This window comes from Brevibacterium sp. CSND-B09, assembly GCF_052906525.1.
Map to the genome: position 1 here is coordinate 2,628,903 of NZ_JBREGI010000001.1, position 23,339 is coordinate 2,652,241.

20 protein-coding genes are annotated in these 23,339 nt (G+C 66.6%); 15 read left to right on the plus strand and 5 right to left on the minus strand.

Features of this window, described 5'->3' with window-relative positions:
* Positions 1 to 4 precede the first annotated feature (4 nt).
* On the minus strand, positions 5 to 1,906 hold the full coding sequence (locus ACU4IU_RS11720) for a bifunctional sugar phosphate isomerase/epimerase/4-hydroxyphenylpyruvate dioxygenase family protein (RefSeq protein WP_446656820.1): 1,902 nt from the start codon (positions 1,904 to 1,906) through the stop codon (positions 5 to 7).
* Entirely contained in the window at positions 1,903 to 3,228 is a 1,326-nt protein-coding gene (locus ACU4IU_RS11725) for an MFS transporter (RefSeq protein WP_139467996.1), read from the minus strand. The genes ACU4IU_RS11720 and ACU4IU_RS11725 overlap by 4 nt, the downstream gene beginning before the upstream one ends.
* 241 nt (positions 3,229 to 3,469) lie before the next feature.
* On the opposite strand from ACU4IU_RS11725, the gene ACU4IU_RS11730 reads away from it, so the two are divergent.
* From ACU4IU_RS11730 to ACU4IU_RS11740, 3 genes are read left to right on the plus strand one after another with little or no spacing between them, the layout of a single operon-like run.
* Positions 3,470 to 4,219, plus strand: coding sequence for an IclR family transcriptional regulator (locus tag ACU4IU_RS11730; protein ID WP_420095463.1), 750 nt, complete (start codon positions 3,470 to 3,472; stop codon positions 4,217 to 4,219).
* 2 nt (positions 4,220 to 4,221) lie between these two features.
* On the plus strand, positions 4,222 to 4,719 hold the full coding sequence (gene aroQ / locus ACU4IU_RS11735) for a type II 3-dehydroquinate dehydratase (protein WP_258041772.1): 498 nt from the start codon (positions 4,222 to 4,224) through the stop codon (positions 4,717 to 4,719).
* A complete protein-coding gene (locus ACU4IU_RS11740) occupies positions 4,716 to 5,576 on the plus strand; it encodes a shikimate dehydrogenase (RefSeq protein ID WP_446656821.1) in 861 nt (286 codons plus the stop codon). Before aroQ ends, ACU4IU_RS11740 begins: the two co-directional genes overlap by 4 nt.
* Before the next feature lie 51 nt (positions 5,577 to 5,627).
* Here ACU4IU_RS11740 and ACU4IU_RS11745 read toward each other — a convergent pair whose 3' ends face one another.
* Positions 5,628 to 6,479 carry a DedA family protein gene (locus ACU4IU_RS11745; protein ID WP_446656822.1) on the minus strand — a complete coding sequence of 284 codons (852 nt, stop codon included), beginning with the start codon at positions 6,477 to 6,479 and terminating at the stop codon, positions 5,628 to 5,630.
* Between the two features lie 129 nt (positions 6,480 to 6,608).
* Here ACU4IU_RS11745 and ACU4IU_RS11750 point away from each other — a divergent pair, with 129 nt between their 5' ends.
* The 9 genes from ACU4IU_RS11750 to ACU4IU_RS11790 all read left to right on the plus strand — a co-directional run bounded on the left by ACU4IU_RS11750 (position 6,609) and on the right by ACU4IU_RS11790 (position 17,693).
* Positions 6,609 to 7,028 (plus strand): hypothetical protein, encoded by a 420-nt coding sequence (locus ACU4IU_RS11750; protein ID WP_446656823.1) that lies wholly within the window; start codon positions 6,609 to 6,611, stop codon positions 7,026 to 7,028.
* Positions 6,952 to 8,517 (plus strand): ATP-binding protein, encoded by a 1,566-nt coding sequence (locus ACU4IU_RS11755; protein WP_446656824.1) that lies wholly within the window; start codon positions 6,952 to 6,954, stop codon positions 8,515 to 8,517. Before ACU4IU_RS11750 ends, ACU4IU_RS11755 begins: the two co-directional genes overlap by 77 nt.
* Complete coding sequence (locus ACU4IU_RS11760; protein ID WP_446656825.1) at positions 8,514 to 9,173, plus strand: response regulator transcription factor; 660 nt, start codon at positions 8,514 to 8,516, stop codon at positions 9,171 to 9,173. Before ACU4IU_RS11755 ends, ACU4IU_RS11760 begins: the two co-directional genes overlap by 4 nt.
* A 75-nt stretch (positions 9,174 to 9,248) precedes the next feature.
* Positions 9,249 to 10,604 (plus strand): glycosyltransferase family protein, encoded by a 1,356-nt coding sequence (locus ACU4IU_RS11765; protein ID WP_446656826.1) that lies wholly within the window; start codon positions 9,249 to 9,251, stop codon positions 10,602 to 10,604.
* A 97-nt stretch (positions 10,605 to 10,701) separates the two neighbouring features.
* Positions 10,702 to 11,949: a glycosyltransferase family 4 protein gene (locus ACU4IU_RS11770; protein ID WP_446657597.1), complete on the plus strand. Its 1,248-nt coding sequence runs from the start codon at positions 10,702 to 10,704 to the stop codon at positions 11,947 to 11,949.
* Positions 11,946 to 13,265 (plus strand): glycosyltransferase family 4 protein, encoded by a 1,320-nt coding sequence (locus ACU4IU_RS11775; RefSeq protein WP_446656827.1) that lies wholly within the window; start codon positions 11,946 to 11,948, stop codon positions 13,263 to 13,265. Before ACU4IU_RS11770 ends, ACU4IU_RS11775 begins: the two co-directional genes overlap by 4 nt.
* Positions 13,262 to 15,172 (plus strand): ABC transporter ATP-binding protein, encoded by a 1,911-nt coding sequence (locus tag ACU4IU_RS11780; RefSeq protein ID WP_446656828.1) that lies wholly within the window; start codon positions 13,262 to 13,264, stop codon positions 15,170 to 15,172. The genes ACU4IU_RS11775 and ACU4IU_RS11780 overlap by 4 nt, the downstream gene beginning before the upstream one ends.
* Positions 15,169 to 16,488, plus strand: a complete 1,320-nt coding sequence (locus tag ACU4IU_RS11785; protein WP_446656829.1) for a phosphotransferase family protein — start codon at positions 15,169 to 15,171, stop codon at positions 16,486 to 16,488. The genes ACU4IU_RS11780 and ACU4IU_RS11785 overlap by 4 nt, the downstream gene beginning before the upstream one ends.
* Complete coding sequence (locus tag ACU4IU_RS11790) at positions 16,485 to 17,693, plus strand: phosphotransferase (protein WP_446656830.1); 1,209 nt, start codon at positions 16,485 to 16,487, stop codon at positions 17,691 to 17,693. Before ACU4IU_RS11785 ends, ACU4IU_RS11790 begins: the two co-directional genes overlap by 4 nt.
* Positions 17,694 to 17,730: 37 nt before the next feature.
* On the opposite strand, the gene mgrA is transcribed toward ACU4IU_RS11790, so the two are convergent.
* Both mgrA and ACU4IU_RS11800 read right to left on the minus strand, forming a co-directional pair.
* On the minus strand, positions 17,731 to 18,771 hold the full coding sequence (gene mgrA / locus ACU4IU_RS11795; RefSeq protein ID WP_446656831.1) for an L-glyceraldehyde 3-phosphate reductase: 1,041 nt from the start codon (positions 18,769 to 18,771) through the stop codon (positions 17,731 to 17,733).
* Between the two features lie 40 nt (positions 18,772 to 18,811).
* Complete coding sequence (locus tag ACU4IU_RS11800) at positions 18,812 to 19,474, minus strand: VOC family protein (RefSeq protein WP_446656832.1); 663 nt, start codon at positions 19,472 to 19,474, stop codon at positions 18,812 to 18,814.
* Positions 19,475 to 19,569: 95 nt separating this feature from the next.
* Here ACU4IU_RS11800 and ACU4IU_RS11805 point away from each other — a divergent pair, with 95 nt between their 5' ends.
* The 3 genes from ACU4IU_RS11805 (at position 19,570) to ACU4IU_RS11815 (ending at position 23,223) form a co-directional block, all read left to right on the plus strand.
* Entirely contained in the window at positions 19,570 to 20,955 is a 1,386-nt protein-coding gene (locus ACU4IU_RS11805; RefSeq protein ID WP_229663965.1) for a GntP family permease, read from the plus strand.
* Between the two features lie 271 nt (positions 20,956 to 21,226).
* Positions 21,227 to 22,003 carry a GntR family transcriptional regulator gene (locus ACU4IU_RS11810; RefSeq protein ID WP_259357356.1) on the plus strand — a complete coding sequence of 259 codons (777 nt, stop codon included), beginning with the start codon at positions 21,227 to 21,229 and terminating at the stop codon, positions 22,001 to 22,003.
* Positions 22,000 to 23,223 carry an anhydro-N-acetylmuramic acid kinase gene (locus tag ACU4IU_RS11815; RefSeq protein WP_446656833.1) on the plus strand — a complete coding sequence of 408 codons (1,224 nt, stop codon included), beginning with the start codon at positions 22,000 to 22,002 and terminating at the stop codon, positions 23,221 to 23,223. The genes ACU4IU_RS11810 and ACU4IU_RS11815 overlap by 4 nt, the downstream gene beginning before the upstream one ends.
* Positions 23,224 to 23,339: the final 116 nt, after the last annotated feature.

Here is a 23,339-nt window from a genome sequence, read left to right on the forward strand (position 1 = left end):
CGGCTCAGCGACCCGCGTTGCGCCGGTGCTGTGCGGCCAGCCGCACCGGCGCGTTCGGGGCGCCGTATCCCTGGTAGTCATTGCGGCGTTCGACCATCTCGAAGAACACCGATCCGATCGTCGAGGTGTAGAAATGGAGGAACTCGCCGCTGCCGTCGCGGTCGTAGAGGATGTTGTTCGCCCGCAGCCGTTCGAGCAGATCGGGGGCGAGATCGAAACGAGCCTCGAGATCCTCGTAGTAGTTCTCGGGAACAGGCAGGAAGTCCAATCCTCGTGAGACCGCGGTCTCTGCGGCCGTGAAGATGTCATCGCAGGCGAGAGCGACGTGCTCGGGGTAGCCACCGGTCGTCGAAGTTTCGGCAGAACGCGGCGCGAGGTTGAGCGGCATGCGGATCGTCCCGTCGGAGCTTGCCATCACCTGCGACCGGACGAGACCCGAGGGGCTGGGCACATCGTTCGAGACCTGAGCGTGGAGCGCGAGAAGAGAGGTGTAGAAGAGCACCGCTTCGTCATAGTGGTGGGCCGGCTGTGCGAGGTTGACGTGGTCGATGGCCGAGCGGCGATCGTCGGGGACGTTGCCGAATTCCTCGGTCCACGTGGGGTCGATGCCGGTTCCGTTGCCGAAGAATACCTCGGACCCGTCGGGAGCGAAGACGCCGCGCAGGATCTCCTCGTCATGGGCCTGGTCGCGGGGGACCTCGGTCGCCTGGAGCAGAATCGCCCGATTGATCGCGGCGTCGGCATCGGCCACGGCGAAGCCGATGCCGTGCAGATGGGTTCCCGATCCGGTGGGTGCGCCAGAGGGCTCGGATTCCACGGGGTCGACACCAGCGGATTCGGTGACGACGATGCGTGCCTGTCCGCGACGCCACAGCTGGACGTGCGGCTTCGTGCGGTGGAATCCGACGAAGCGGAATCCGAGCTGGTGGATCTGCCGGGTCAGTGCCCCGAGGTCGTCGGTGCCGAGCTCGACGTAGTCGACGCCGCGAGGTTCGGCGACCTCGGGCAGTCGCTGCAGGTCGAGACGCACTCGTCCCGCACCGGCGGCTGCAGAAGTGCCGCTGGCCGAACCCGGGTCATTGTCCACAGACACCTGATCCGCGGTCGCCGCCTCGAGCCACCGCAGGGAGCGCAGCCCGTCGACGGCGGTGCGCTGAGTGTCGGCCTGCCGGAAGGAGTCGTTGAAGACTTCGAGCGACACCGGTCCGGAATAACCGGTCCCGGCGACGCGAGCGAGGAAGTCAGTGAGGTCCCATGAGCCTTCGCCGGGGAAGACTCGGTGGTGACGGGACCAGCTGAGCACGTCCATCGACAGGGCGGGGGCGTCGGCGAGCTGGAGGAAGAAGATCTTCTCGCCCGGGATCTCGGCGATGCGTGACAGGTCCGTACCGCGGGAGAGGATGTGGAAGCTGTCGAGGCAGGTGCCGATGCGCGGATGGTCGGCGGCCTTGACGAGGTCCCAGGCGCGATCGTATTCGGAGACGAATCGACCCCAGGCCAGCGCCTCGTAGGCGACATTGATGCCGTATCTCTCTGCCAGATCGCCGAGGCGGCGCAGCTGATCGACGACGACCTCATCGTTGTCGATGGTTGCGGTGGCGACGTTCGAGCACAGCAAGATCGTGGTCATACCCATTCGACTCATCAGCTGGAACTTCGCCTCGGCCCGGGTCAGATTGGCGGCGAACTGCTCGTCATCGACGCCTTCGAAATCGCGGAAGGGCTGATAGAGGTCAAGACTCAGTCCGAGCTCTGCGGCCAGTGCAGCGGTCGCTTCGGGGGAGTTGGGGGAGACGATGAGATCCTGTTCGAAGATCTCGACCCCGTCGAATCCTGCCGTTGCGGCAGCCTGCAGCTTCTCCTCGAGCGTGCCTGACAGGCACACCGTGGCAATCGAGGTTTTCATCGTGACCTTTCCTCGTGGACGACATCGATCTCTTCCAGGCTCAGTCCCTTCGTCTCCTTCGCCGTCATCGCGACCAGGCCGACGACGACGCAGACGCCCGCGGTGAACGCGGCGACCGAGACCCAATTCTCTCCTCCGGCGCCGGCGACAGCGGAAGCGAGGACCGGAGCCAGACCGCCGGAGACCGCGAATCCGACCTGTGTGCCCAGTGCCAGACCTGTCACTCGTGCCGTCGTCGGGAACATCTCGGCGTAGAACGAGGGCCAGATGGAGTTGGCCAGCGAGTACGCGCAGCCGGACATGATGGCGCCGAAGACGAAGATGAGCGGCCAGTTCCCGGCCGAGACCGCACCCAGGTACGGGAACATCATCAGACCCGATCCGACGGCGCCGGTGATGAAGATCGGCTTCCGGCCGAATCGGTCGGAGAGCAGTGCGGCCGCCGGGATCGCGAAGAGGGCGACACCGTTGGCGATGACCGAGACGAGCAGCATGGTCGAACGCTCGAGGCCGACGATCGACGTGGCGAACGACAGCGACCAGACGGTGAAGACCATATTCACGGTGTTGACCATGGCGCACACGGCCACGCGGACGACCGCAGCCTTGTGCCACCGGAAGACCTGCATGAGCGGTGGGTTCTCAACCCGCGACTCCTTGAATGCCGGCGGCTCCTCGAGCCCGCGACGGATGAGCCAGGCGGTGAGCACGACCAGTGCCGACAGCCAGAACGGTACACGCCAGCCCCAACTGAAGAGTGCTTCGTCAGGGAGGAAGGCAGTGAAGGGAATGAACACGGCTGTGGCCAGCAGGGTGCCGGCCTGAGTGCCGTGCAAGGTCCAGCTCGTTGTCCACGACCGCTTCGCCTCGTCCGAATGTTCGAGGGAGACTGAGATTGCGCTCGCCTGTTCACCCGAAGCCGACAGGCCCTGGATGATGCGGCAGAGCACGAGCAGGATCGGAGCGAGCATTCCGACCTGGTCATAGGTCGGCAGGCAGCCGACGACGAAGGTCGACACGCCCATCATGAACAGAGTGAGCATGAGGACGAACTTGCGACCGAAGCGGTCACCGAGCGGTCCCATGATGAGCGCACCCAGCGGACGCACGACATAGGCGACCCCGACCGTACCCATCGCCAGCAGAATGGCGATCCCCGGTGCGGTGGTCTCGGGGAAGAACAGAGTGTTGAGCACCAGCGCCGCCGCGGTCCCGTAGACCGCGAAGTCGTAGTACTCCAGGGCCGAACCCGTCCAACTCGACAAGGCCGCGCGCAGCGGTGTCTTCTTCGTGGGGCGAGCTTCCTCGATCGCGTTGCTCATGCTTCCTCGCATTTCTCACTCTCAGGACTTATCGACGGCCTCGGCGCTGTCGAGCGTTCATCGGACCGATACTGCATTGCCATAGTGTGGCAATAATTGTTACATTGTGGTTTACAGTGTGATTGAGATGACATAGCCTGTCAACGTGGAACGAGGGAATTCTGCTTTCCGGACTCACGAACCACCTGCACATACTGCCCCAGCACCACCGAACTGCCACAGCAACGCAAGGAGGCGAAGCATGCCGCCCAAGGGCTCGAACTCGGTGACGAAGACCTTCGAGATGCTCGAACTCCTCGGCGAATCACCCGAGGGGATCAGCGCCGCCCAGGCCGCCGAGACGACCGGCTATCCCTTCTCGACCGCCTACCGCCTCCTCGGCGGGCTCGTCGAATCCGGGTATGCCAGCTTTGATGCGCGCACGAAGATCTACACCCTCGGGATGGAGGTCTTCCGCCTCGCGCAGAAGGTCGCGCACCGGCAGGGGCTGTCCGGAGCGACGAAGGATCTGCTGCAGGAACTGACGAAGTCCACCGGCGAATCGAGTATCCTCGCCGTCCGTCGCGGCAATGCCGCACTGACTGTGCTCACCGTCGACGGCCCCCAGTTCCGCACGACCACCGACCCCGGCGACGAATCTCCGCTGCATACCTCGGCGATCGGTCAGGCTCTGCTCGCCCATGATCCACAGGCCGACGCCACCGTCGACGCGCTCGACCTCGTCGCTCGCACCCCGAACTCGATCACCGATACGGCGAAGATGCGCACACGTCTCGAACAGATACGCGCCGACGGCTGGGCGGGACAGTCCGAAGAGAACGACATCGGCATGAATGCCCTGGCCGTGCCCGTCTTCGACCTCGACGGCACCTTGCTGGCCTCGCTCGCGCTCGCCGCTCCGGTCTTCCGCCGCAGCCTCGACGAGCTCATCGAATTCGTCCCCCAGCTGACCGAGACCGCGGCCTCCATCGCCGCCCGATTCCCGAGGTGACCATGCCCGCAACCACTGCCGAAGCTGCACCTGGCCCAATGACTCCCCGGCCCGAGATCCTTGTCCTCAACGGACCCAACCTCAACCTCCTCGGGGAGCGCGAACCGGAGATCTACGGCCGCACCACGCTGGCCGATATCGAGGCCATGTGTGCCGACACCGCCGCCGAGGCGGGGCTGAGCGTTCGCTGCATCCAGAGCAACCATGAGGGTGGGCTCATCGATGCCGTCCATGCGGCCCGGCGCTCCACGGTCGGTGCGATCATCAACGCCGGAGCGTACACGCACACCTCCCTGGCCCTGCACGATGCGCTGAAATCCTATGACCACCCGATCATCGAGGTGCATCTGAGCAACCCGCATGCGCGGGAAGCCGTGCGCCACCACTCCTATCTCTCACCCGTGGCCGCGGCCGTCATCGCCGGAGCCGGTGCGAAGGGCTACGTCCACGCGGTCGAGATCCTCATCGACCACCTCACGAACGCGAAAGCGAGACTATGACCTCATCCCTCCTCCTCGGCCTCATCGGCGATGGCATCTCCGCCTCCCGCACCCCGCGGATGCACGAGAACGAAGGTGCCGCACATTCCATCCCCACGATCTACCGCACCATCGACATCAGCAGCCCCCACCTCGCCGAGGCGACACTGACGGAGCTGCTTGCCGCAGCGATCCGCCTCGGTTTCGACGGGCTCAACATCACTCATCCGTTCAAGCAGCAGGTCATCGGCCTCCTCGATGAGGTCGATCCCGTGGCCGCGCGCATCAATTCGGTCAACACCGTCGTCATCGACAGCGCCGGACGGACGACGGGATACAACACCGATGTCACCGGTTTTGCCGCCGGATTCCGTGCCGGACTGGACGGTGCGGCCACCGAGGAGGTCGTGCAGATCGGTGCGGGCGGTGCCGGGCGTGCGGTCGGGTTCGCCCTCGCCGAACTCGGGATCGGCGAGCTCATCATCGCTGACACCGATGTGCAGCGTGCCGAAGGACTCGCCACGGACATCGTAGAAACGACATCGGTCGGAACTCGGGCGCGAGCGATCGGGCTCGATGAGCTGGAAGGGGCGGCCGCCTCGGCGCAGGGGATCGTCAACGCCACCCCGGTGGGGATGAAGGCGTACCCGGGAACTCCGGTCGACACTTCCGTGTTCGGGTCGGATACCTGGGTGGCCGACGTCGTGTACTTCCCACTCGAGACGCAGCTGCTCGCCGAAGCCAGAGCGAAGGGCTGCCGCACGCTCGACGGATCGGGGATGGCGGTCAATCAGGCCATCGACGCGTTCGAACTCTTCAGCGGCCAGAAGGCCGACCCGCAGCGCATGCGTGAGACCTTCCTGTCCTTCGGTTCCTGATCCGAGACACCTGACCAGGATCCGAAGCGGCTCCCGGTTCGGCGGGAATGGTCAGTTCTCGGAGGTGCCGCCTGCGGCTTCGGCCTTCTTCTGCTTGCGGTATTCCTTGAAGAAGCTGATGGCGAAGATGCCGACGATCAGGGCCAGGGTCAGCCACAGGGCGTACTTGTCGATGACCTTGAGGATGTCGACCGCGGCTTCTCCGAGCTGGTAGCCCAGGAATGTCCAGATGAGCGTGAAGATGAGGCAGCCGAGGAGGTCGGCGACGAGGAACAGCGACAGGCGCATCCGCGTCCACCCGGCGACGAGGTAGACGAGGGTGCCCGGGATTCCCGGGCAGCGCGAGATCAGCGTCATGAGGAACAGCGCCCAGTTCGGGATCTTCTTCAGCTGGTTGATGCGTTTGAGCTGGCGTTCGTTCTGTGCGAAGAGCCGCAGCACACCGTCGCCCCACCGGCGCCCGGCCAGCCAGAACGCCCAATCGAGTTTGGCCATGCCGACGAAACCGGCGACGATGACCAGCCACAGCGGGATCTCACCGACCCGGGCATAGGCGGCGGCAGCGACGATCGAGGTCTTCGCGCCGTTGATGAATTCCTGGACGACCGGGGCATTGACGAGCATCCACGGTCGCAGCGGCATGAGGCCGAGGTAGATGAGCGGGACGCCGATGATGATGAACAGCAGCAGCTTGTCGAGGCCTTGAGCCTTGCCCTGCCAGGGTTTGATCGCCGCCCACGGATTCTCCTTGGCCTCGGACTCGGAGGTGGCATCCGGCTCAGTGGTTGCGGAACCGTCTGCCTGCGCGGAACCATCGTCCGGCTCGGGGGACTCGGGCATCGGCGATGAGGGGTCTGCGGATACGGGCTCAGCCTGGTCGCGGTCCGCGCGATCGTCGCTCATCGGTGGGCTCCTGCGGGTCGTCGTGGCGGTCGGCGCTTACGGTATCACAGGCGCCCGAACACTCCACCTAAGAAGACTCTCATCGCCTCCGGCTCGACTTTGCGGCAGGCCTTGGGCAATGTGGACGGTATGGGTGGACGATCGAAGATCATCGGCTGGATTGTGGCCGGTCTCGTTGTCATGCTCGCACTGCTGACCGTGCTCATCGTTCGCAACACCACCCAAGCGGACCCGCCGGATCTCAGCCCGGTGGAAGTCACCCCCGAACCGACGGAGACCTCCAAGACGTCGGATGCAGACGCTGACAGCTCTGCCGACGAAGACTCGACTGGTGTCTCCGACACCGGCACCTCCGCTGCCGAGGACTCAGATGCCGCGGACTCCGGAGGCGAGGATTCGCGAGAACCTGATGAGATCGAGCACTCCTACGAACCGGTGCCCAACCCGCCTCGTGAAGTCCCCGACGACGATGATGACGGGGACGACGACGGCGACGATGATGACCGGGACGACGACGATGACGATGACGGGGACGACGATGACGACTGAACGGCGCGTCGGGCTGACCGTTCAGAACCGGTTGACCATCACCGTTGCCGCACTGTCCGTGCTCACCCTCTCCATCGTCGGCCTCATCCTCTACACCGTGGAGTCGAACAACGTCTCCAGCCGGACCACCGCCTCGATGTCCCAAGAGGTCGACGAGATGCGGACGTTCTCCGAGAACGGGATCGATCCGCAGACCGGCAGACCATTCGCCTCCGTCGATGAGATCCTCAGCAATTTCCTCGCCCAGAACAGGCCGGACGAGGACGAGGTGCTGTTCGCGTTCCTCACCGACGGCCGCGTGCTCTATCAGGGTGAACCGAAGGACCTCCTCGGCAGGTCGAGCGAATTCGAGAAAGCCGTAGCCGGGGCGGCCGAGAAAGGCGGGGAGATCCGCCTGACCGTCGGTGACGTCGAATACGAAGGCTTCGTCCTGCCCATCGCCGGCACCGAGGCGGGAGCGGGCACGACCACGGACACCCAGACCGCGCCCACCGATTCGACCTCCCGGACGAAGGGCGTCGGCGAGGTGGCAGGCGGAGCGGCCGCGACGAACGGGGCGGGAGCCTTCGTCGTCGTCCACAACGTCTCGGCCAGCCATGCCGACCTCGTGCAGATCATGCAGATCTATGTCGTCGTTGCGCTCGCCGCCACTCTGCTCATCGCCGGACTCTCCTCACTTCTGGCACGCCGGCTGCTGTCACCGGTGACCGAGCTGAGGCAGACCGCGCAGTCGATCTCCGGCGGTGATCTCAGCAGTCGTCTGGAGACGAAGGGCCATGATGACATCGCCGAACTCGGGCACACCTTCAACGAGATGCTCGATCGCCTCGAGGCGGCTTTCGAAGCTCAGCGGCGCTTCCTCGACGACGTCGGGCACGAGCTGCGCACGCCACTGACCATTCTCGGCGGTCACCTCGAGACGATGAACGCAGAGGACGTCGGCGATGTCGAGGAGACCCGGGCGATGCTGCTCGATGAGACGGATCGGATGGGTCGCCTCGTCGAGGAGCTGCTCCTGCTTGCGCGTGCCCGACGCCCTGATTTCGTGCGTTTCGCCGAGGTGGACCTCAGCGGGGTCGTGTCCGATTCCCTGGCGAAGGCCAAAGGTCTGGGAGACCGGGAATGGGGCCTCGACGTACCCGAATCGCTGAGTTTCCGCGGGGATCGACAACGCCTGACCCAGGCGCTTCTGCAGCTGGCGTCCAACGCCGTCGAACATACCGAGGACGGTCAGAAGATCGTCTTCGGTGCCCGGGACGACTCCGAATCCGTGCACGTCTGGGTCCGCGACGAAGGCAAGGGGGTGCCCGACGAGATCGCCGAGGACATCTTCGACCGATTCTGCCGTGGGTCGACCGACGGGGCCGGGTTCGGGTTGGGGCTGTCGATCATCTCCGCCATCGCCGAGGCGCACGGAGGCACGGTCGTGCTCGACCGGACCACCATCGGTGCACAGTTCCGCATGATCCTGCCGAAAGGACAGAAGTGAAGAGCATTCTCGTGATCGAGGACGAGGCGCGGATCTCCGCCTTCATCTCGAAGGGCCTGACCGCCGCCGGGTTCAGTCCGCAGACCGCCGCCGACGGCCTCACCGGGCGAGATCTGGCATTGACGGGAGACTTCGCGCTCGTCATCCTCGACATCGGTCTGCCCGTCCTCGACGGCTTCACCGTACTCGGGCAGCTGCGTGAGCGCCGGCCAGAACTGCCGGTGCTCGTGCTCACCGCCCGGGACAACCCGGACGACACGATCTACGCTCTCGAGTCCGGGGCGGTCGACTATATGATCAAGCCCTTCCGGTTCGCGGAGCTGCTGGCTCGCGTTCGTCTGCGGCTCAAGGAGAGCCCGCAGGAACAGGAAGCCACGGAGCTCATCCGCGATGAGGTGCGCATCGACCTGCTCAAGAGGCAGGTGTGGGTCAGAGACCGTCTCGTCGAACTCTCGGCTCGGGAACTGTCCCTGGCCGAGATCCTGCTGCGCAATAGAGGCAACGTCCTCTCCCGCGAACAGCTGCTCTCCCACGTGTGGGGATTCGACTTCGACCCCGGCTCGAACGTCGTCGACGTCTACATCGGGTACCTGCGCAAGAAGCTCGGCTCTGATTTCGTCACCACGGTGCGCGGCTTCGGATACCGCGTGGACTGAACCTAAGATCTTTCTCATCCGCGTCTTAATCTCATCTTAATCACAGCCGACAAGCTGAGATGTATGAGACGACGATTGAGAATCGCACTGTTCTCCCACGACTCGCTGGGACTGGGCCACATCCGCCGCAACAGGGCGCTGGCCTTCGCTCTGGCCCGGGACCTGCCGGCACTGACCGGCCGGGAGGTCTCCGGTCTGCTCATCGCCAGCAGTCCTGAGGCCACGCGATTCGACCTGCCGGATGGGTGGGACTGGGTGATCCTGCCCGGAGTCACCCCCGCCCCCGGCGGTTACGTCCCACGGGCACTCGCCTCCTCGATGCAGGGCCTGCGGGCACTGCGAGCGGCGGCGATCTCGGCGATCCTCGACCAGCAGCGACCTGAGCTCTTCATCGTCGACCGGCACCCCTTCGGCATCGGCGGCGAGCTCGCCGACGCCATCGACCAGGTCCGCGATTACGGCTGCCGTACGGTCCTCGGGCTGCGCGAAGTCCTCGACACCCCGTCCGTCATCGCTGCCGAATGGGAGAAGGTCGGAGGGCCCGCACGTGTGGCCGAATCCTTCGACGAAGTCTGGATCTACGGTGACCCGGACGTCTACGATCCCCGGTCCACCGGGGAAGTGCCAGCTCCGCTTGCGGCCAAGGCCGTGACCACCGGCTACCTGTCACAGGACCGCCCCGATGACGGCGGTGTTCTGCCGGCAGGCACCGTGGCTGCGGGTGTCGGGACGGCAGACGTCGAGACGGCAGGGGGCGGGGCAGAGAGTTTCGTCCTCACCTGCCTCGGCGGAGGCTCCGATGGAGGCAGCCTCGCCTCGATCGCCGTGGACGCCGAACCGCCCGACGGCTGCCGTCACCTCATCGTCACCGGTCCGCAGATGGACACCGAGGAGTTCGAACGACTGCGTGCCCGTGCCGGTGCGGCCACTGCTGTCATCCGTCACTGCGACGACATTCCCGGACTCGTGGCCTCCGCCGAGGCGGTCGTGTGCATGGGCGGCTACAACACTCTGGCCGAACTAATGGCCACCGATACCCCTGCTCTGGTCGTCCCCCGCAAGGGTCATCGGGCCGAACAGCCCAGGCGGGCATTCGCCCTCTCCGCAGTCGGAGCGGTCGACGCTCTGACGATCGACAGCCTCGACGCCGATGTTCTCAGCGAATGGTTCGCCGACCGGGTCGGGCGACCCGCAGACCGTTCCCAAATCGATCTCACCGGATTGGCCACCGTTCCCCGCCTGGCAGCCGAACTCATCGCTGATGTCCGCGCCGAGGCAACGGCACTCGGATCCGCAACCGCACCGACGCCGACAACCGCACCGGCGACAACCGCACCGGCGACAACATCGGCGACGGCGACCGCGGCCGCCGACACAGCACCGTCCGCCCGTCTGCCCATCACCCTGGAGGAGACCAGCCATGCTGTCTGAACAGACACCAAACCTTTCAACACCGGCACCGCGTCCACCGGCAGCCCCGACCGCTCCACCGGAAAGTCATCCCGGCCGCCGCGCCTACGTGCTCAAGATGTACCCGCGGTTCTCCGAGACCTTCATCGTCTCCGAGATCCTCGCCCGCGAAGCAGCCGGAGAGGACCTTGTGATCTTCTCCCTGCGCCCGAGCACGGACACCCGCTTCCACCCCGAACTCGCCCGCGTCCGCGCCGAGGTCATCCACATCGACCGGCCCTCGAGTGCCCGCAGCTTCTGGCAGACCTTCGCCGAGGCGGCAGCGGAACCGCGCGTGGCCGCGGCAGTGCCGGGCCACCTCGGCGAGCTCATGGAATTGGGCCACGATGATGCGATCCAAGCTCTCACCCTCGCCCGGTTGGCCCTCGACCACGAGGTCACCCACCTGCACGCGCACTTCGCGTCGGTGTCGACGACCGTGGCTCGGGCCGCCTCGGCGCTGACGGGGATCCCGTACTCCTTCACCACGCATGCGAAGGACATCTTCCACGAGGATGTCGTGCTCACCGATCTGGCCCGCAAGACCGCGGACGCCGACCACGTGATCGCGATCAGCGATTTCAATCGCCGCTACCTGTCGCGGGTGCTCGGCCCCGAGTTGGCCGACCGGGTCGTCGTCGTGCGCAACGGCCTCGAGATCGATCGCTTCCCGTATCGGCCCAAGCAGGGCGCGACGGGCGAGGTGCCCTCGCTGCTGGCCGTCGGCCGCCTCGTCGAGAAGAAGGGATTCGCCCACCTCCTCGACGCGCTCGCCCGCCTCCGGGCCGACGGCACGAGCTGCCGTCTCGACCTCGTGGGCACCGGCCCCCTCGAGGAGGAGCTGCGGACCCGGTCCCACACACTCGGACTCGACGACCTCGTCACCTTCCACGGAGCGCTGACCCAGGCCGAGGTCCGCGACATGCTCACCGACCATGACATCCTCGTCTCCCCGTTCGTCATCGGCTCCGACGGCAACGCCGACGGCCTGCCCACCGTGCTGCTCGAGGGCATGGCCACAGGAATTCCCTGCATCGCCGGGGCCGTCACCGCCGTGCCCGAGGTCATCGACCACGGCCTCACCGGGTGGCTCGTCGACGGCACCGATGAGGCGAACATCGCCTCCACCATCGCCGAGGTGGCCGCCGCCCTCCGCACGGATCCCGCCGGTATCCGTGCCGTCACCGATGCCGCCCGTGACCGGGTGTGCCGCCTGCACGACTCGGCCGTCCAGGCCGGGCAGCTCGCGAGCCTGGCCGACGCTGCGGCGGTGCCTGGGGCAGCCCCTGCCGTTCCGACAGTCCGTGAAATGGAGTCAGTGTCATGAGAATCGCCTATGTCCTTCTCGACCCCGGCATCGGAGTCTTCGGCACGAAAGGTGCCAGCGTCCACGTCCAGGAAGTCGTGCGCACCTTCCGAGCACTCGGTCACGAAGTCAGTGTCTTCTGCACCCGCACCGATGACGACGTGCCCTCCGACCTCGCCGACCTCGATGTCACCCGACTCGAGGTGCCCCGTGGTCTCGACCGCTCCCAGCGTGAGATCGCTCTGCTGCGACTCTCCGATATGCTCGCCGACCTGGTCACGGACACGGTGGCCGCCTCGGGGCAGGGGTTCGACCTCGTCTACGAACGGTATTCTCTGTTCTCCACGGCCGGTGCTCGGATCAGCCAGCGCCTCGACGTGCCGTTGATCATGGAGGTCAACGCGCCCCTGCTCGAAGAGCAGCGGACCCACCGAGGACTCGTCCACGCCGAACACGCCGCCCGTGCCACGGCGGCGAGTTTTGCCGGGGCCGAGCGCATCGTGTGCGTGAGCGAACTCGTCGCCGACTGGGTCCGCACCGACTATCCCGGCCTCGATGACGTCAGCGTCGTCCCGAACGGAGTCAACACAGAACGGATCACCCCACGGCCAGATCACGGCCGCCTCGGCGGACAAAGAATCGGGACACCCAGCGGTGACACGATACGTGAGGACCGCCCCGGCGGGGGACCTCCGAGTGTTCACGGTCCGGTGCGGATCGGGTTCGTCGGCACGCTCAAACCCTGGCACGGCACGGATCGGCTCATCGCCGCGTGCGCCGGACTGGTCGGGGACTTCCGCGTCGACATCGTCGGCCACGGCCCCGAATCCGTGGCGCTGGAGAATCAGGTGCGTACGCTCGGGTTGGATGGGCGTGTGCGTTTCCACGGTGCTCTGGCACCCGAAGCCGTGCCGGAGGCGCTGCGCGAATTCGATATCGCTGTCGCCCCGTACCCGGCAGGGGAGAACTACTTCTCCCCTTTGAAGGTCTACGAATACTTGGCCGCCGGTCTGCCCGTCGTTGCATCGAGGGTCGGCGCGATCCCCGGCGTGCTCGCAGGAACCGGAGCCGCGATCCTCACCGACCCGACCGACACCACGGACCTCACCCGCGCACTGCAGAGACTCATCGACGACCCCGAACTGCGCACGACGATGGGAGCACGCGCTCGCGCAGAGGCCCTGACCAGCCATTCCTGGATGCGCCGGTGTCAGCAGATCCTCGCACCGGTGACGGGAACCGCCGGCGACACAGCCGCCGGAGAAACCGATGCCGCACCTATCTGCGAGGAAACGTCCGTATCGGTATGGCGCCCCGCCTCGGCGGTGATCTCATGAGCGGCAAGAAGCTCACGGCGTCCGCGCTGCGGCGGACCCTGCGAATCATCCGCCCGCACCTGCGTCGGCACACGTGGCTGATCATCGGCGGGATGGCCGCACTGCTGGCCGACGTCGTCTTCCGCATTCTCGAACCGTGGCCGATCAAGATCGCCGTCGACGCCGTCACCGCGGCCCTGGGCGCCCAGATCGCCCCGACGTTCGGCCTCGACGCCGGAGTGGGTACGACTCTTGCGGTTGTGGCCATCGGCCTGGCCATCATCGTCGGCGGACGGGCCGCGGCGAACTACGCCTCGACGATCTGCTTCGCTCTCGTCGGCGCCCGTGTGGCCACCCAACTGCGCTCACGCGTGTTCGATCACGTCCAATCTCTGTCGCTGCGCTACCACTCGAAGGCCTCGATCGGAGACACCTCACAGCGACTCGTCGGCGACATCGGACGGCTGCAGGAAGTCGCCGTCACCGCCGGGCTGCCCCTGGTCGGCAACGTCATCACCCTCGCCGTCCTGCTCGTCGTCATGGTCGTCCTCGACCCGGTGCTCAGCGCCATCGTGCTCGTCACCGCCGCGGTCTACGGCCTGCTGTCGAAGGTGGCGACCCCGAAGATCACGAAGGCCTCCCGGTCCACGCGCAAGGGTGAGGGCCGACTGGTCGGATCCGCCGCCGAGGCGCTCGGTGCCATCCGCGTCGTCCAGGCCTACGGACTCGAGCAGACCGTGGCCCGCGACTTCGCCGACGGCAACGAACGCGCACTCAAAGCGGGAGTGAGGGCACGCCGTCTGGCGGCCGGGCTCGAGCGCTCCACGGATGTCCTCGTCGGCATCTCGCAGGCTCTCGTTCTCGCCTTCGGCGGGTGGCAGGTGCTGCGCGGGGCGATGTCCCCGGGCGACCTCGTCCTCTTCCTCCTCTACTTGAAGATCGCGATGAAGCCGCTGCGGGACATGGCCAAATACACCGGCCGGATCGCTCGCGCGGCCGCCTCGGGGGAGAGGATCGCCGACCTCCTCGACGAACCCGTCGAGATCGCCGATGCCCCCGACGCCGTGTCCATGGGCCCGGTCTGCGGTGACGTCGTCTTCAACCGCATCACCTCGACTGATGGGCACGGCAGGCCGCTGTTCGACGAACTCGACCTGCTCATTCCGGCTGGACAGAAGGTCGGTATCCTCGGGGCCTCCGGGGCCGGAAAATCGACCCTCATGAGCTACCTGCTGCGGTTGTCACAGCCGGACTCCGGATCGATCTACCTCGACGGCTACGACACCCACAACGTCACCCGCGTCTCCCTGCGGCAGAACGTCTCCGTCCTCCTCCAGGAGTCCGTGCTCTTCGCCGCGAGCGTGCGCGAGAACATTCGCTACGGTCGGCTCGACGCCACCGACGCCGAGGTGGTCGCCGCCGCCCGTGCGGCCCGTGCCGATGCGTTCATCCGCTCTCTTCCCGAGGGCTACGACACTGAGCTCGGCAACCGAGGGGACACGCTTTCGGGTGGGCAGCGGCAGCGGCTGGCCATCGCTCGCGCCCTCGTCCGCGACGCCCCGGTCGTCGTCTTCGACGAAGCGACGACAGGGCTCGATCCGCAGACTCGCGCCGAGGTGGCCGATTCAGTGTCCGCGCTGACGACGGGCCGGACGAGCATCGTCATCAGCCACGACGTGGCGATGATCCACGGACTCGACCGTGTGGTGTGGCTCGAGGACGGTCGGATCGTCGAGGACGGAACACCGAGCGAGCTGGCTGCGGCTGCGGACTCGCGCTTCTCCCGGTGGATCCGTTCGCAGGCCGACGAAGCCGACAGCGTGCCGGGGCGAACGATGGGGGCGGAGCCGTCCACGGTCGCGGGACCACGTCCGTCCGAACCGCCCACCGTCGGCAGCGCCCCCACCTATGCAGGAGCCTCATCATGACCGCATCGATTTCCGACCCGGTGAACGACTTCATGGACACGAGATTCGCCCTGTTGCCCTATATCGACGAACTGCGATCGGCAGACGAGCTCTCCCGACGCCTCGGCTTCGCGGTTCGTCCTCGCCGTGTCCGCGTCAAACCGGGGAAGAGCGCCATCGTCGCATGGCAGCGAGAGGAACCCAGCCGCCTCGGCGGGTTCGGTGGTTGGGGATTCACCGCGGTGATGACGAGCCCGGACAAGCTCGCCAACGCGCAGCGGCGGGCCGCCCGGCACGGGCAGGAGCTGATCGTCCACGAGGCTGCCGACCCGCGTTCGGCCGGTGCGACCGGTGCCGTGCTGGTCAGTGGCGGCGTGCTTGCCGACCCACGGATCGGCAAGCATGTCGCACGGACACTCGACCACCTCGGCGGGGATCTGCGGATCATCGGTTACAACCCCGCCAGGCGGCTGCTGCTCAAACACACCCCGGCCGATGGGGCGCCGGAATTCGTGCGGATCGCCGCCGACTCCCAGATCCACCTCGCCGAGGCAGCCGACCGTTGGCAGCAAGCGCAGCTGCCGAGCCTGCCGGTCGAGTTCGTCGGCGGACGTGACACCGCCACGCGTTCGCCGTGGTGGGGGACCGGTGACCTGTACGATCGACCGGATCCGAATGTCGCCGAGGAGGTCGGCGTGATCATCGCCGAACTGCACAGAGGCGGTGTGTCTGATACACGTGCACTGCCGGACGACGAAGGCGATCCGGGAGAATCCGCGGGCGTGCAGGCAGACAAAGTTGGCGCTTCGGCAGGGGAGGACGGACGCGCGCTCGGCTCTCCGCTCGACCAACTCGAGACCACCAGCCGGTCGCTGGTTCGTCTGCTCCCGGAACGAGAGACTGACATCGTCGGACTGCTCTCCGAACTGAGCCGACGACTCGGACCGAAGCGAGGCCTCGGACTGAAGCGGGAACTGCGGGAGATCCACGGGGACCTCAGCCCCGACCAGGTGCTTCTGGCGAATTCCGAGTGCCGGATCATCGACCTCGACCGGTCCGGGTACGGGCCGATCGGGATGGATCTGGGGCGATGGATCGCGGCCTGCCGCGTCGATTCCCGGTTGCACGAGCTCGAGCACCCCTTCATCGACGGCTACCGTTCCGCCGGCGGCGAGGAGACCGACCTGGGCGCATGGACGGCGTGGGCGATCCTGGTGGCCGCGCTCGAACCCTGGCGCAGCTGCTCCGAGACCTGGAGGGACGAGACGATGCGGATCATCGACCTCGCGCGCACCGCTCTGGAAGGGGACGCCCCGACGACGGAGGTCGCACCATGACCGGGACGAAGCAGACCGTGACGAAACAAGCCGTGACGAAGCAGACCGCGGCGACGCAGATCGCGACGAAGCAGACCGTGACGAAACAGTCTGCGACGAAGTGGGGCGCGGCCCTGCACATCCCCGACGCAGTCACGATCGGCGGACAGGACTGGAACGTGCGTCGAGCCTGGCCCGCAGGAGACAGTCGAATCGCGTGGGAGGCTTCTCTTCCTGGCCAGGGGACCCGGGTCGGCTATCTCGACGAACGCGGCGTGACGGTCCTCGACGCTGACCGTGACCCGAAGCTGCCGGGTCTCGCCGGGCTGCTCGAGGACGGAGGCCGGTTGGTCTCCCATCGGCCGGGCAAACGCGCCGTCGTCCGCCTGCGCGACGGCAGCTTCGCCAAATGCGTGCGCGACGGAAAGGCCTCCGACGTCATCGCGGGACAGTGCCGAGCGGTTGGGTTCCTTCCCGATTTCGCCCTCCCGCAGGTGCTCACTTCGGACTCTTCGACCGTCGTGCTCAGCGTGGTGCCCGGAGTCGAACTCCACGATCCCGCCGAACTCGGCGAGGAGTGGTCACGCGCCTGGGCCGAGTCCCTCGACGCCTGGGCTCAGGCAAAGGCACATCCGACCAATACCGGACCAGCGGCTGCGCCGACTGCGACGGCTGCGCCGAAACTGTCGACCGCGATGCCGTTTCATGGGGCCGCGGACGAAGTGAAAGTCCTCCACTTATGGCGTGAGCGCGCCCGTTCTCTGCTCGAAACCGCGCGGACTGCGCGAGGGGAGACTCTGCTCGCCGACGTGGACGAACTCATCGCAGAGGTCACGGCCGAACTCGACGACGGGACCGCCTCGGCGAGGGACGGATCGATCGGGCTCATCCACCGGGACCTGCACGACAAACAGATCATGTGGGATCCGATCTCCGGACCGGGGCTGCTCGACGTGGATACGGCGTGCCGGGGTGAACGGGCGCTCGACCTCGGGAACCTCCGCGCGCATGCCCGGTGGCGCACCGAGCAGGGTCTGTGGACCCCCGCCGAGGCGGCCGTGGTCATCGATGAGATCGCCCGGGTCGCGTCGGCGGCAGGGTTCGACCCCGCCAGGGTGAGCGTGTACGAGAAGGCCACCCTCATTCGGCTCGCCTGCGTCTACGCTTTCCGGCCCGCTTGGAGCGACCGGATCGGGTGGCTGCTCGAGGCGGCGCAGGCGATGTGAGACTGCGACACTTGAGCCTTGCGGAGGGCCGCTGACTTCACTCGGCAGTGCTGCGTCGCGCGTCTCCCCAGATATCGACACCGGAATCGATGGCGAATTCGTCGATTGCCGTGAGCTCTTCGTCGCTCAACGGTGCCGCGTCGAGAGCCGCTACATTGTGCTCGAGCTGTTCGACACGGCTGGCCCCGATGACCAGCGAGGACACTCGCTCATCCCGCAGCGCCCAGGCCAGGGCGAGCTGTGCCAACGACTGACCGCGGGCGGCAGCGATGTCATTCAGCGACCGAATCCGGGCGAGGTTGTCGGCGCTCAAGAACCCGTCCTTGAACGATGGCTTCGCCTTGCCCGCGCGCGAATCTTCGGGCACTCCGCCGAGGTACTTGTCCGTGAGCAGGCCCTGCGCCAGCGGGGAGAAGCAGATGACGCCGAGTCCCTCGTCAGCGGTTGTGTCGAGGAGCCCATCGTCTTCGATCCACCGGTTGATCATCGAGTACGACGGCTGGTGGATGAGCAGGGGAGTACCCAGGTCGCGGGCGATCTGCGAGGCCCGGGCCGTATCGGCGGCGGAGTATGAGGAGATCCCGGCGTAGAGCGCGCGACCGGAGCGCACGGCGGTGTCGAGTGCGCCGATGGTCTCTTCGAGCGGGGTCGACGCATCAGGGCGGTGGGAGTAGAAGATGTCGACATAGTCGAGGCCGAGTCGGCGCAGTGACGCATCGAGGCTGGCCAGGAGGTATTTGCGGCTGCCGCCGGGGCCACCGTAAGGGCCGGGGTGCATGTTCCAGCCGGCCTTCGTCGAGATGATGAGCTCATCGCGGTAGGGGCGGAGGTCTTCGCGCAGCAGCCGACCGAAATTCGTCTCCGCCGAGCCCGGGGGAGGACCGTAGTTGTTCGCCAGGTCGAAGTGCGTGATGCCCATGTCGAAGGCGCGACGAACGATATCGCGCTGGTTCTGGAAGGCGACATCGTCGCCGAAGTTGTGCCACAGTCCCAGTGACAACGCAGGCAGGACGAGCCCGGATCGACCGACGGGGCGAAAGGTCATCGAGTCGTAGCGGTTCTCGGCGGCTAGGTACACACGGACTCCCTGAACTGGGTGGAAGAGGTCGTATCCCAGCTTACGGGCGAGCGGCCAGCGTGCACACGCAGGCGCGATTGCCGTCGGCGTCGGCGAGGACGGTGAATGACGGCGCCTGAGACTCGTCGACGATCGTGCCTCCGGCGTCGACCGCGGCCCTGATCCGCTCCGGCGCGACCGCCGCGGGGACGGAGACGTCGACGTGCAGACGCTGGTGCGGCACCTCATGTTCCTCGCAGTCCTGGAACCACAGCAGCGGCATCTGTCCGGCAGGATCGATGACATCGGGTCCGGAGACGTTGCTCGCATCCCCGGTCAGGAGCGCCGCCCAGAACGGGGCGATGGCGTCCTGGTTCGCGGTGTCGAGGCCGAGTTCGAGCAGTGCCGGGATGGTGGGGTCCGACTTCACCCCCGCCGAGGCGGCCGCCTCGCTGATCTGTCCCGCGAGGTTGAGGTCGCGTTCGGTCACGGCACCGGTGTCGTGGCTGGTCAGGCGGATGTCGACGTGGGGGAAAGTGAGCGTGACATCGGGATGGTGGCCGGCCGCCTCGGCGAGGGACCCGATCTCGGCCACGAGATCGAGCCCGGTGGCGAAGTCGCCGGTGAGGAACCGGGCGCCGATGCAGTCCGGCAGCCCCTGCCAATCGCCGAGCCCGTGGGAGTCGAGTGCGTCGAGCAGATTCTGTCCGGTATATGCAGTCATGGCTTCATGCTAGGGACTTCTCCCTCCCGCGTGAACCCCTCCCGCGTGAACCCCTCGTTCCCGGATCCAGCAGTCAGGGGCGTAACGTTGCCCCAGTGATTGGCTCAACCGCATACCTCGTGACGCTTCTCTTCGCGTCGATCGCGCTTCTCATCCTCCTCATCAACTGGAAGACGAAGCTGCATCCGTTCCTCGCTCTCCTCATCACCTCCGCCGTGACGGCACTGGCCGCCGGTGAGGAAATCGCCAAGATTCCGGAGACGATCGCCGCCGGAGCTGGCGACACCCTCGGCGAGACCGGTGTCGTCGTGGCCCTCGGAGCGATGCTCGGACGGCTTCTGGCCGACAGCGGCGCCATCCAGCGGATCGCGAACCTCGTCATCGAGCACTCCTCGCCGAAGGCCGCACCGTGGATCATGACGGGAGTCGCCTTCATCATCGGCATCCCGATGTTCTTCGAGGTCGGCCTCGTCGTCCTCATCCCGGTCATCTACGCGGTCGCTTCGCAGCTGGAGAAGAAGACCGGGCAGAAGAAGCTGTGGTACCTGCGCATCCTCGTCCCCGCGATCGCCGCGCTCGCCTGTCTCCACGGCATGGTTCCGCCCCATCCGGGACCGCTCATCGCCGTGTCCGGACTCGACGCGAACGTCGGAATGACCATCGGCCTCGGGCTCGTCTGTGCGATCCCCACCGTCATCCTCGCCGGCCCGGTCTACGCCCGCTGGATCGCCCCACGGGTCAAACTCGAACCGACCGCCGACCTCATCGACCAGTACACCGGAGCCCGCGCCGAGGTGGACCAGAAGGAACTGCGAACGATTCCGGTCTGGCTCGCCTTCGTCACCGTCCTCGTCCCCGTCGTGCTCATGCTCGTGCACACCGTGGTGCAGCTCGTGGCGCCGGAGTCCTCGTTCGAACCCATCGCCGAGGTGATCGGCAACCCGATCATCGCCATGCTGGCCGGAGTCGTCTTCGCCGCCATCGCACTCGGATGGACCTCGGGAATGGGCGGCGAGCGGATCCGCAGCTCCTTCGGCGACAGCCTCAAGTCGATCGCCGGAGTCATCCTCATCATCGGCGGCGGTGGTGCCTTCAACGAGGTGCTCAAGGACTCGGGCATCGGCGACGCCGTCGTCGGCGCGACCTCTCATCTGGAGATGAACCTCATCCTGCTCGGCTGGTTCATCGGCATCCTGCTGTCGTTCGCCACCGGATCGGCGACCGTCGGAATCACCTCGGCCACCGGCATCGTCGCCCCTCTCATCGGTGATCACTCCGGGGCATACGTGTCTCTGGTCGTCATTGCGATCGGCTCGGGATCGATCGGTCTGAACTGGGTCAACCATGCGGGATTCTGGTTCGTCAAGGAGAGCTTCGGCATGACGATCGGTCAGGCGACGAAGACTCACATGATGGTCCAGACCCTCGTCAGCGTCTTCGGGCTGATCTTCGCCTTCCTGCTCTCACTGCTCTTCGTCTGACGGGTCTCAGCCCGCCCGGTTACCGGCGGCCCGGTCTCCGTCCGCCCGGCCGCCGTCCGTCCGCCCGGTCTCCGCCGTTCAAGCCGGAGCGCGGATACGTCATGGTCGACGACGCCATATTCGCGGCGCCGCTTGATCGAGGGAAGGGAGCGCTTGAAAGTGAGCGAGCGCTTGATCGACGGCACGAGTGAAACGCCGACCGAGGGGATGGGCACCGCAAAATAGACCAGTGGTCTTGATTTCGCAGTGTGTCCTGTGCCTCAATGGTGGTGTGACGAAATTCCATGCCATCCGTGACCAGCTCCTCGACCGTCTCGAGGACATGGCCGCCGGTGAGCAGTTCCCTCCGGAACGGCAGCTCGCCGAGACGCTCGGCATCTCGCGGATGACCCTGCGCCGCGCCATCGACGAACTCGTCGCCAAGGGCATGGTCCGCAGGCGGCACGGCACGGGTGTCTTCGCACTCGGGCCGAAACTCGACCAACCGCTGGCCGCCAGCTCCTTCACCGAGGATATGCTCGCCCGCGGAATGCGTCCCGGGTCTCATATCCTCAGCTTCGACGTCGCCGAGGCGGGCGCGCACATCGCTCGTCGACTCCATATTGCCGAAGACGACGACGTCATCGCGATCCTGCGTCTGCGCCTGGCCGATGACGAACCGATCGCTCTCGAAGAACTCCACGTCCCCTCGGCTCTCGTCCCGGGGCTGAGTCCAGGTGACCTCGAGGACCAGTCCTTCTACGATCTGCTGAGCCGGAACTTCGGCATCCGCCTCAACCACAGTGTGCAGACGATCGAGCCCACCCTCCTCGACGCCGGCGAAGCTCAACACCTCGGCGTCGAAGAACTCTCACCCGCCCTGCTGTTCGAACGCATCTCCCGCGGTGCCGATGACCGCCCCTTCGAGTTCGTCCGCTCCGTCTACCGAGGCGACCGTTACAAGGTCCGCACCGAACTCACCGTCCCCGCCCCGGCCGCATCCGGGGCCGCCCCCACCGGCACCGCTCCCGCCACCGTCACCGACCACACAGGAGGAGTGCAGCCATGATCATCGCCGGCCTCATGACCGGAACCTCCGCCGACGGCCTCGACCTCGTCATCGCCGAGTTCCGACCCGACCCCATCAGCGACACGGAACCCACCCCCAGCTTCGACCTCGTCGGCGCCGACCCCACCACCCTGACCGTGCGGATCCTCGCCGAACGCGAAACCCCGTTCGACGACCGACTCTCCGCCGACATCCTTCGCCTCCTCGAGCCGGCAGATCTGCCGTTGTCACTGGTCAGCAGCGTCGACGCCCGGCTCGGCCGATTCTGCGCCGACGCCCTGTCCGAACTCTGCGCCGACCACGACTTGACCCCTGACCTCGTTGTCTCCCACGGACAGACCGTCCGCCACGACATCACCGACGGGCAGGTCACTTCGACCCTTCAGCTGGGACAGCCGGCCTTCATCGCAGAACGACTCGGTGCGCCCGTCCTCTCCGACGTCCGCTCCCGTGACGTCGCTGCCGGGGGACAGGGCGCCCCGCTCGTCGGGCTGCTCGACTCCCTCCTGCTCTCCGACGCCGAGGCGCCGACCGCGGTGCTCAACCTCGGCGGAATCGCGAACATCACCGTCATCGCACCTGGCCACGATCCCATCGCCTTCGATACCGGCCCGGCCAATGCCTTCATCGACATCCTCGCCCGCCGCATCACCGACGGTCGCCAGGGCTATGACCGCGACGGTGCGCTCGCTTCTGCCGGCACCGTCGACGAGGACCTGCTCACCGCGCTCCTCACTGAACCCTTCTACACGCGCCCCGCCCCGAAATCGACGGGCAAGGAACTCTTCCACGCCGCCTACCTCGACTCATACCTCGAATCCCACCCCCACCTCGGCGAGCATGATCAGATCGCCACGGTCACCGCGCTGACCGCGCGCACCATCGCCGAGGCGGCCCGCCGTCACGACGTCACCACCGTCATCGCCTCGGGCGGTGGGACGAGGAATCCGGAGCTGATGCGCCGCCTCGGCGAGGAACTGGGAGAGGGCATCGTCCTCACGAGCACGGATGCTGCCTTCGGGCTGCCCGAAGGCAGCAAGGAAGCGCTGCTCATGGCACTCCTCGGATGGCTGAGCTGGCACGGACTCGACGGCACTCAGCCAAGCCTGACCGGGGCGATCGGACCGCGCATCGCGGGCCGGTTCACTCCCGGTGACGGGCCGCTGCGTCTGCCCGAACCCCTCCACCGACGACTCACCCGACTGAGACTGAGCGACTGAGACTGGCCGCCTGAACCGCGGCCGCCACCGGTAACGCCCGCCCGGCCACACGAACAAACGCACCTCCTGACCACCGATCACCCGACACACTCCACACCCCTAACAAGGAGAGACCA

Bases quoted from the DNA above. Each gene is read 5' to 3' on its own strand.
- ACU4IU_RS11720 (WP_446656820.1), bottom strand. From the start codon at position 1,906: ATGAAAACCTCGATTGCCACGGTGTGCCTGTCAGGCACGCTCGAGGAG.
- ACU4IU_RS11725 (WP_139467996.1), bottom strand. From the start codon at position 3,228: ATGAGCAACGCGATCGAGGAAGCTCGCCCCACGAAGAAGACACCGCTG.
- ACU4IU_RS11730 (WP_420095463.1), top strand. From the start codon at position 3,470: ATGCCGCCCAAGGGCTCGAACTCGGTGACGAAGACCTTCGAGATGCTC.
- aroQ (WP_258041772.1), top strand. From the start codon at position 4,222: ATGCCCGCAACCACTGCCGAAGCTGCACCTGGCCCAATGACTCCCCGG.
- ACU4IU_RS11740 (WP_446656821.1), top strand. From the start codon at position 4,716: ATGACCTCATCCCTCCTCCTCGGCCTCATCGGCGATGGCATCTCCGCC.
- ACU4IU_RS11745 (WP_446656822.1), bottom strand. From the start codon at position 6,479: ATGAGCGACGATCGCGCGGACCGCGACCAGGCTGAGCCCGTATCCGCA.
- ACU4IU_RS11750 (WP_446656823.1), top strand. From the start codon at position 6,609: ATGGGTGGACGATCGAAGATCATCGGCTGGATTGTGGCCGGTCTCGTT.
- ACU4IU_RS11755 (WP_446656824.1), top strand. From the start codon at position 6,952: ATGACGGGGACGACGACGGCGACGATGATGACCGGGACGACGACGATG.
- ACU4IU_RS11770 (WP_446657597.1), top strand. From the start codon at position 10,702: ATGTACCCGCGGTTCTCCGAGACCTTCATCGTCTCCGAGATCCTCGCC.
- ACU4IU_RS11775 (WP_446656827.1), top strand. From the start codon at position 11,946: ATGAGAATCGCCTATGTCCTTCTCGACCCCGGCATCGGAGTCTTCGGC.
- ACU4IU_RS11780 (WP_446656828.1), top strand. From the start codon at position 13,262: ATGAGCGGCAAGAAGCTCACGGCGTCCGCGCTGCGGCGGACCCTGCGA.
- ACU4IU_RS11785 (WP_446656829.1), top strand. From the start codon at position 15,169: ATGACCGCATCGATTTCCGACCCGGTGAACGACTTCATGGACACGAGA.
- ACU4IU_RS11790 (WP_446656830.1), top strand. From the start codon at position 16,485: ATGACCGGGACGAAGCAGACCGTGACGAAACAAGCCGTGACGAAGCAG.
- ACU4IU_RS11800 (WP_446656832.1), bottom strand. From the start codon at position 19,474: ATGACTGCATATACCGGACAGAATCTGCTCGACGCACTCGACTCCCAC.
- ACU4IU_RS11815 (WP_446656833.1), top strand. From the start codon at position 22,000: ATGATCATCGCCGGCCTCATGACCGGAACCTCCGCCGACGGCCTCGAC.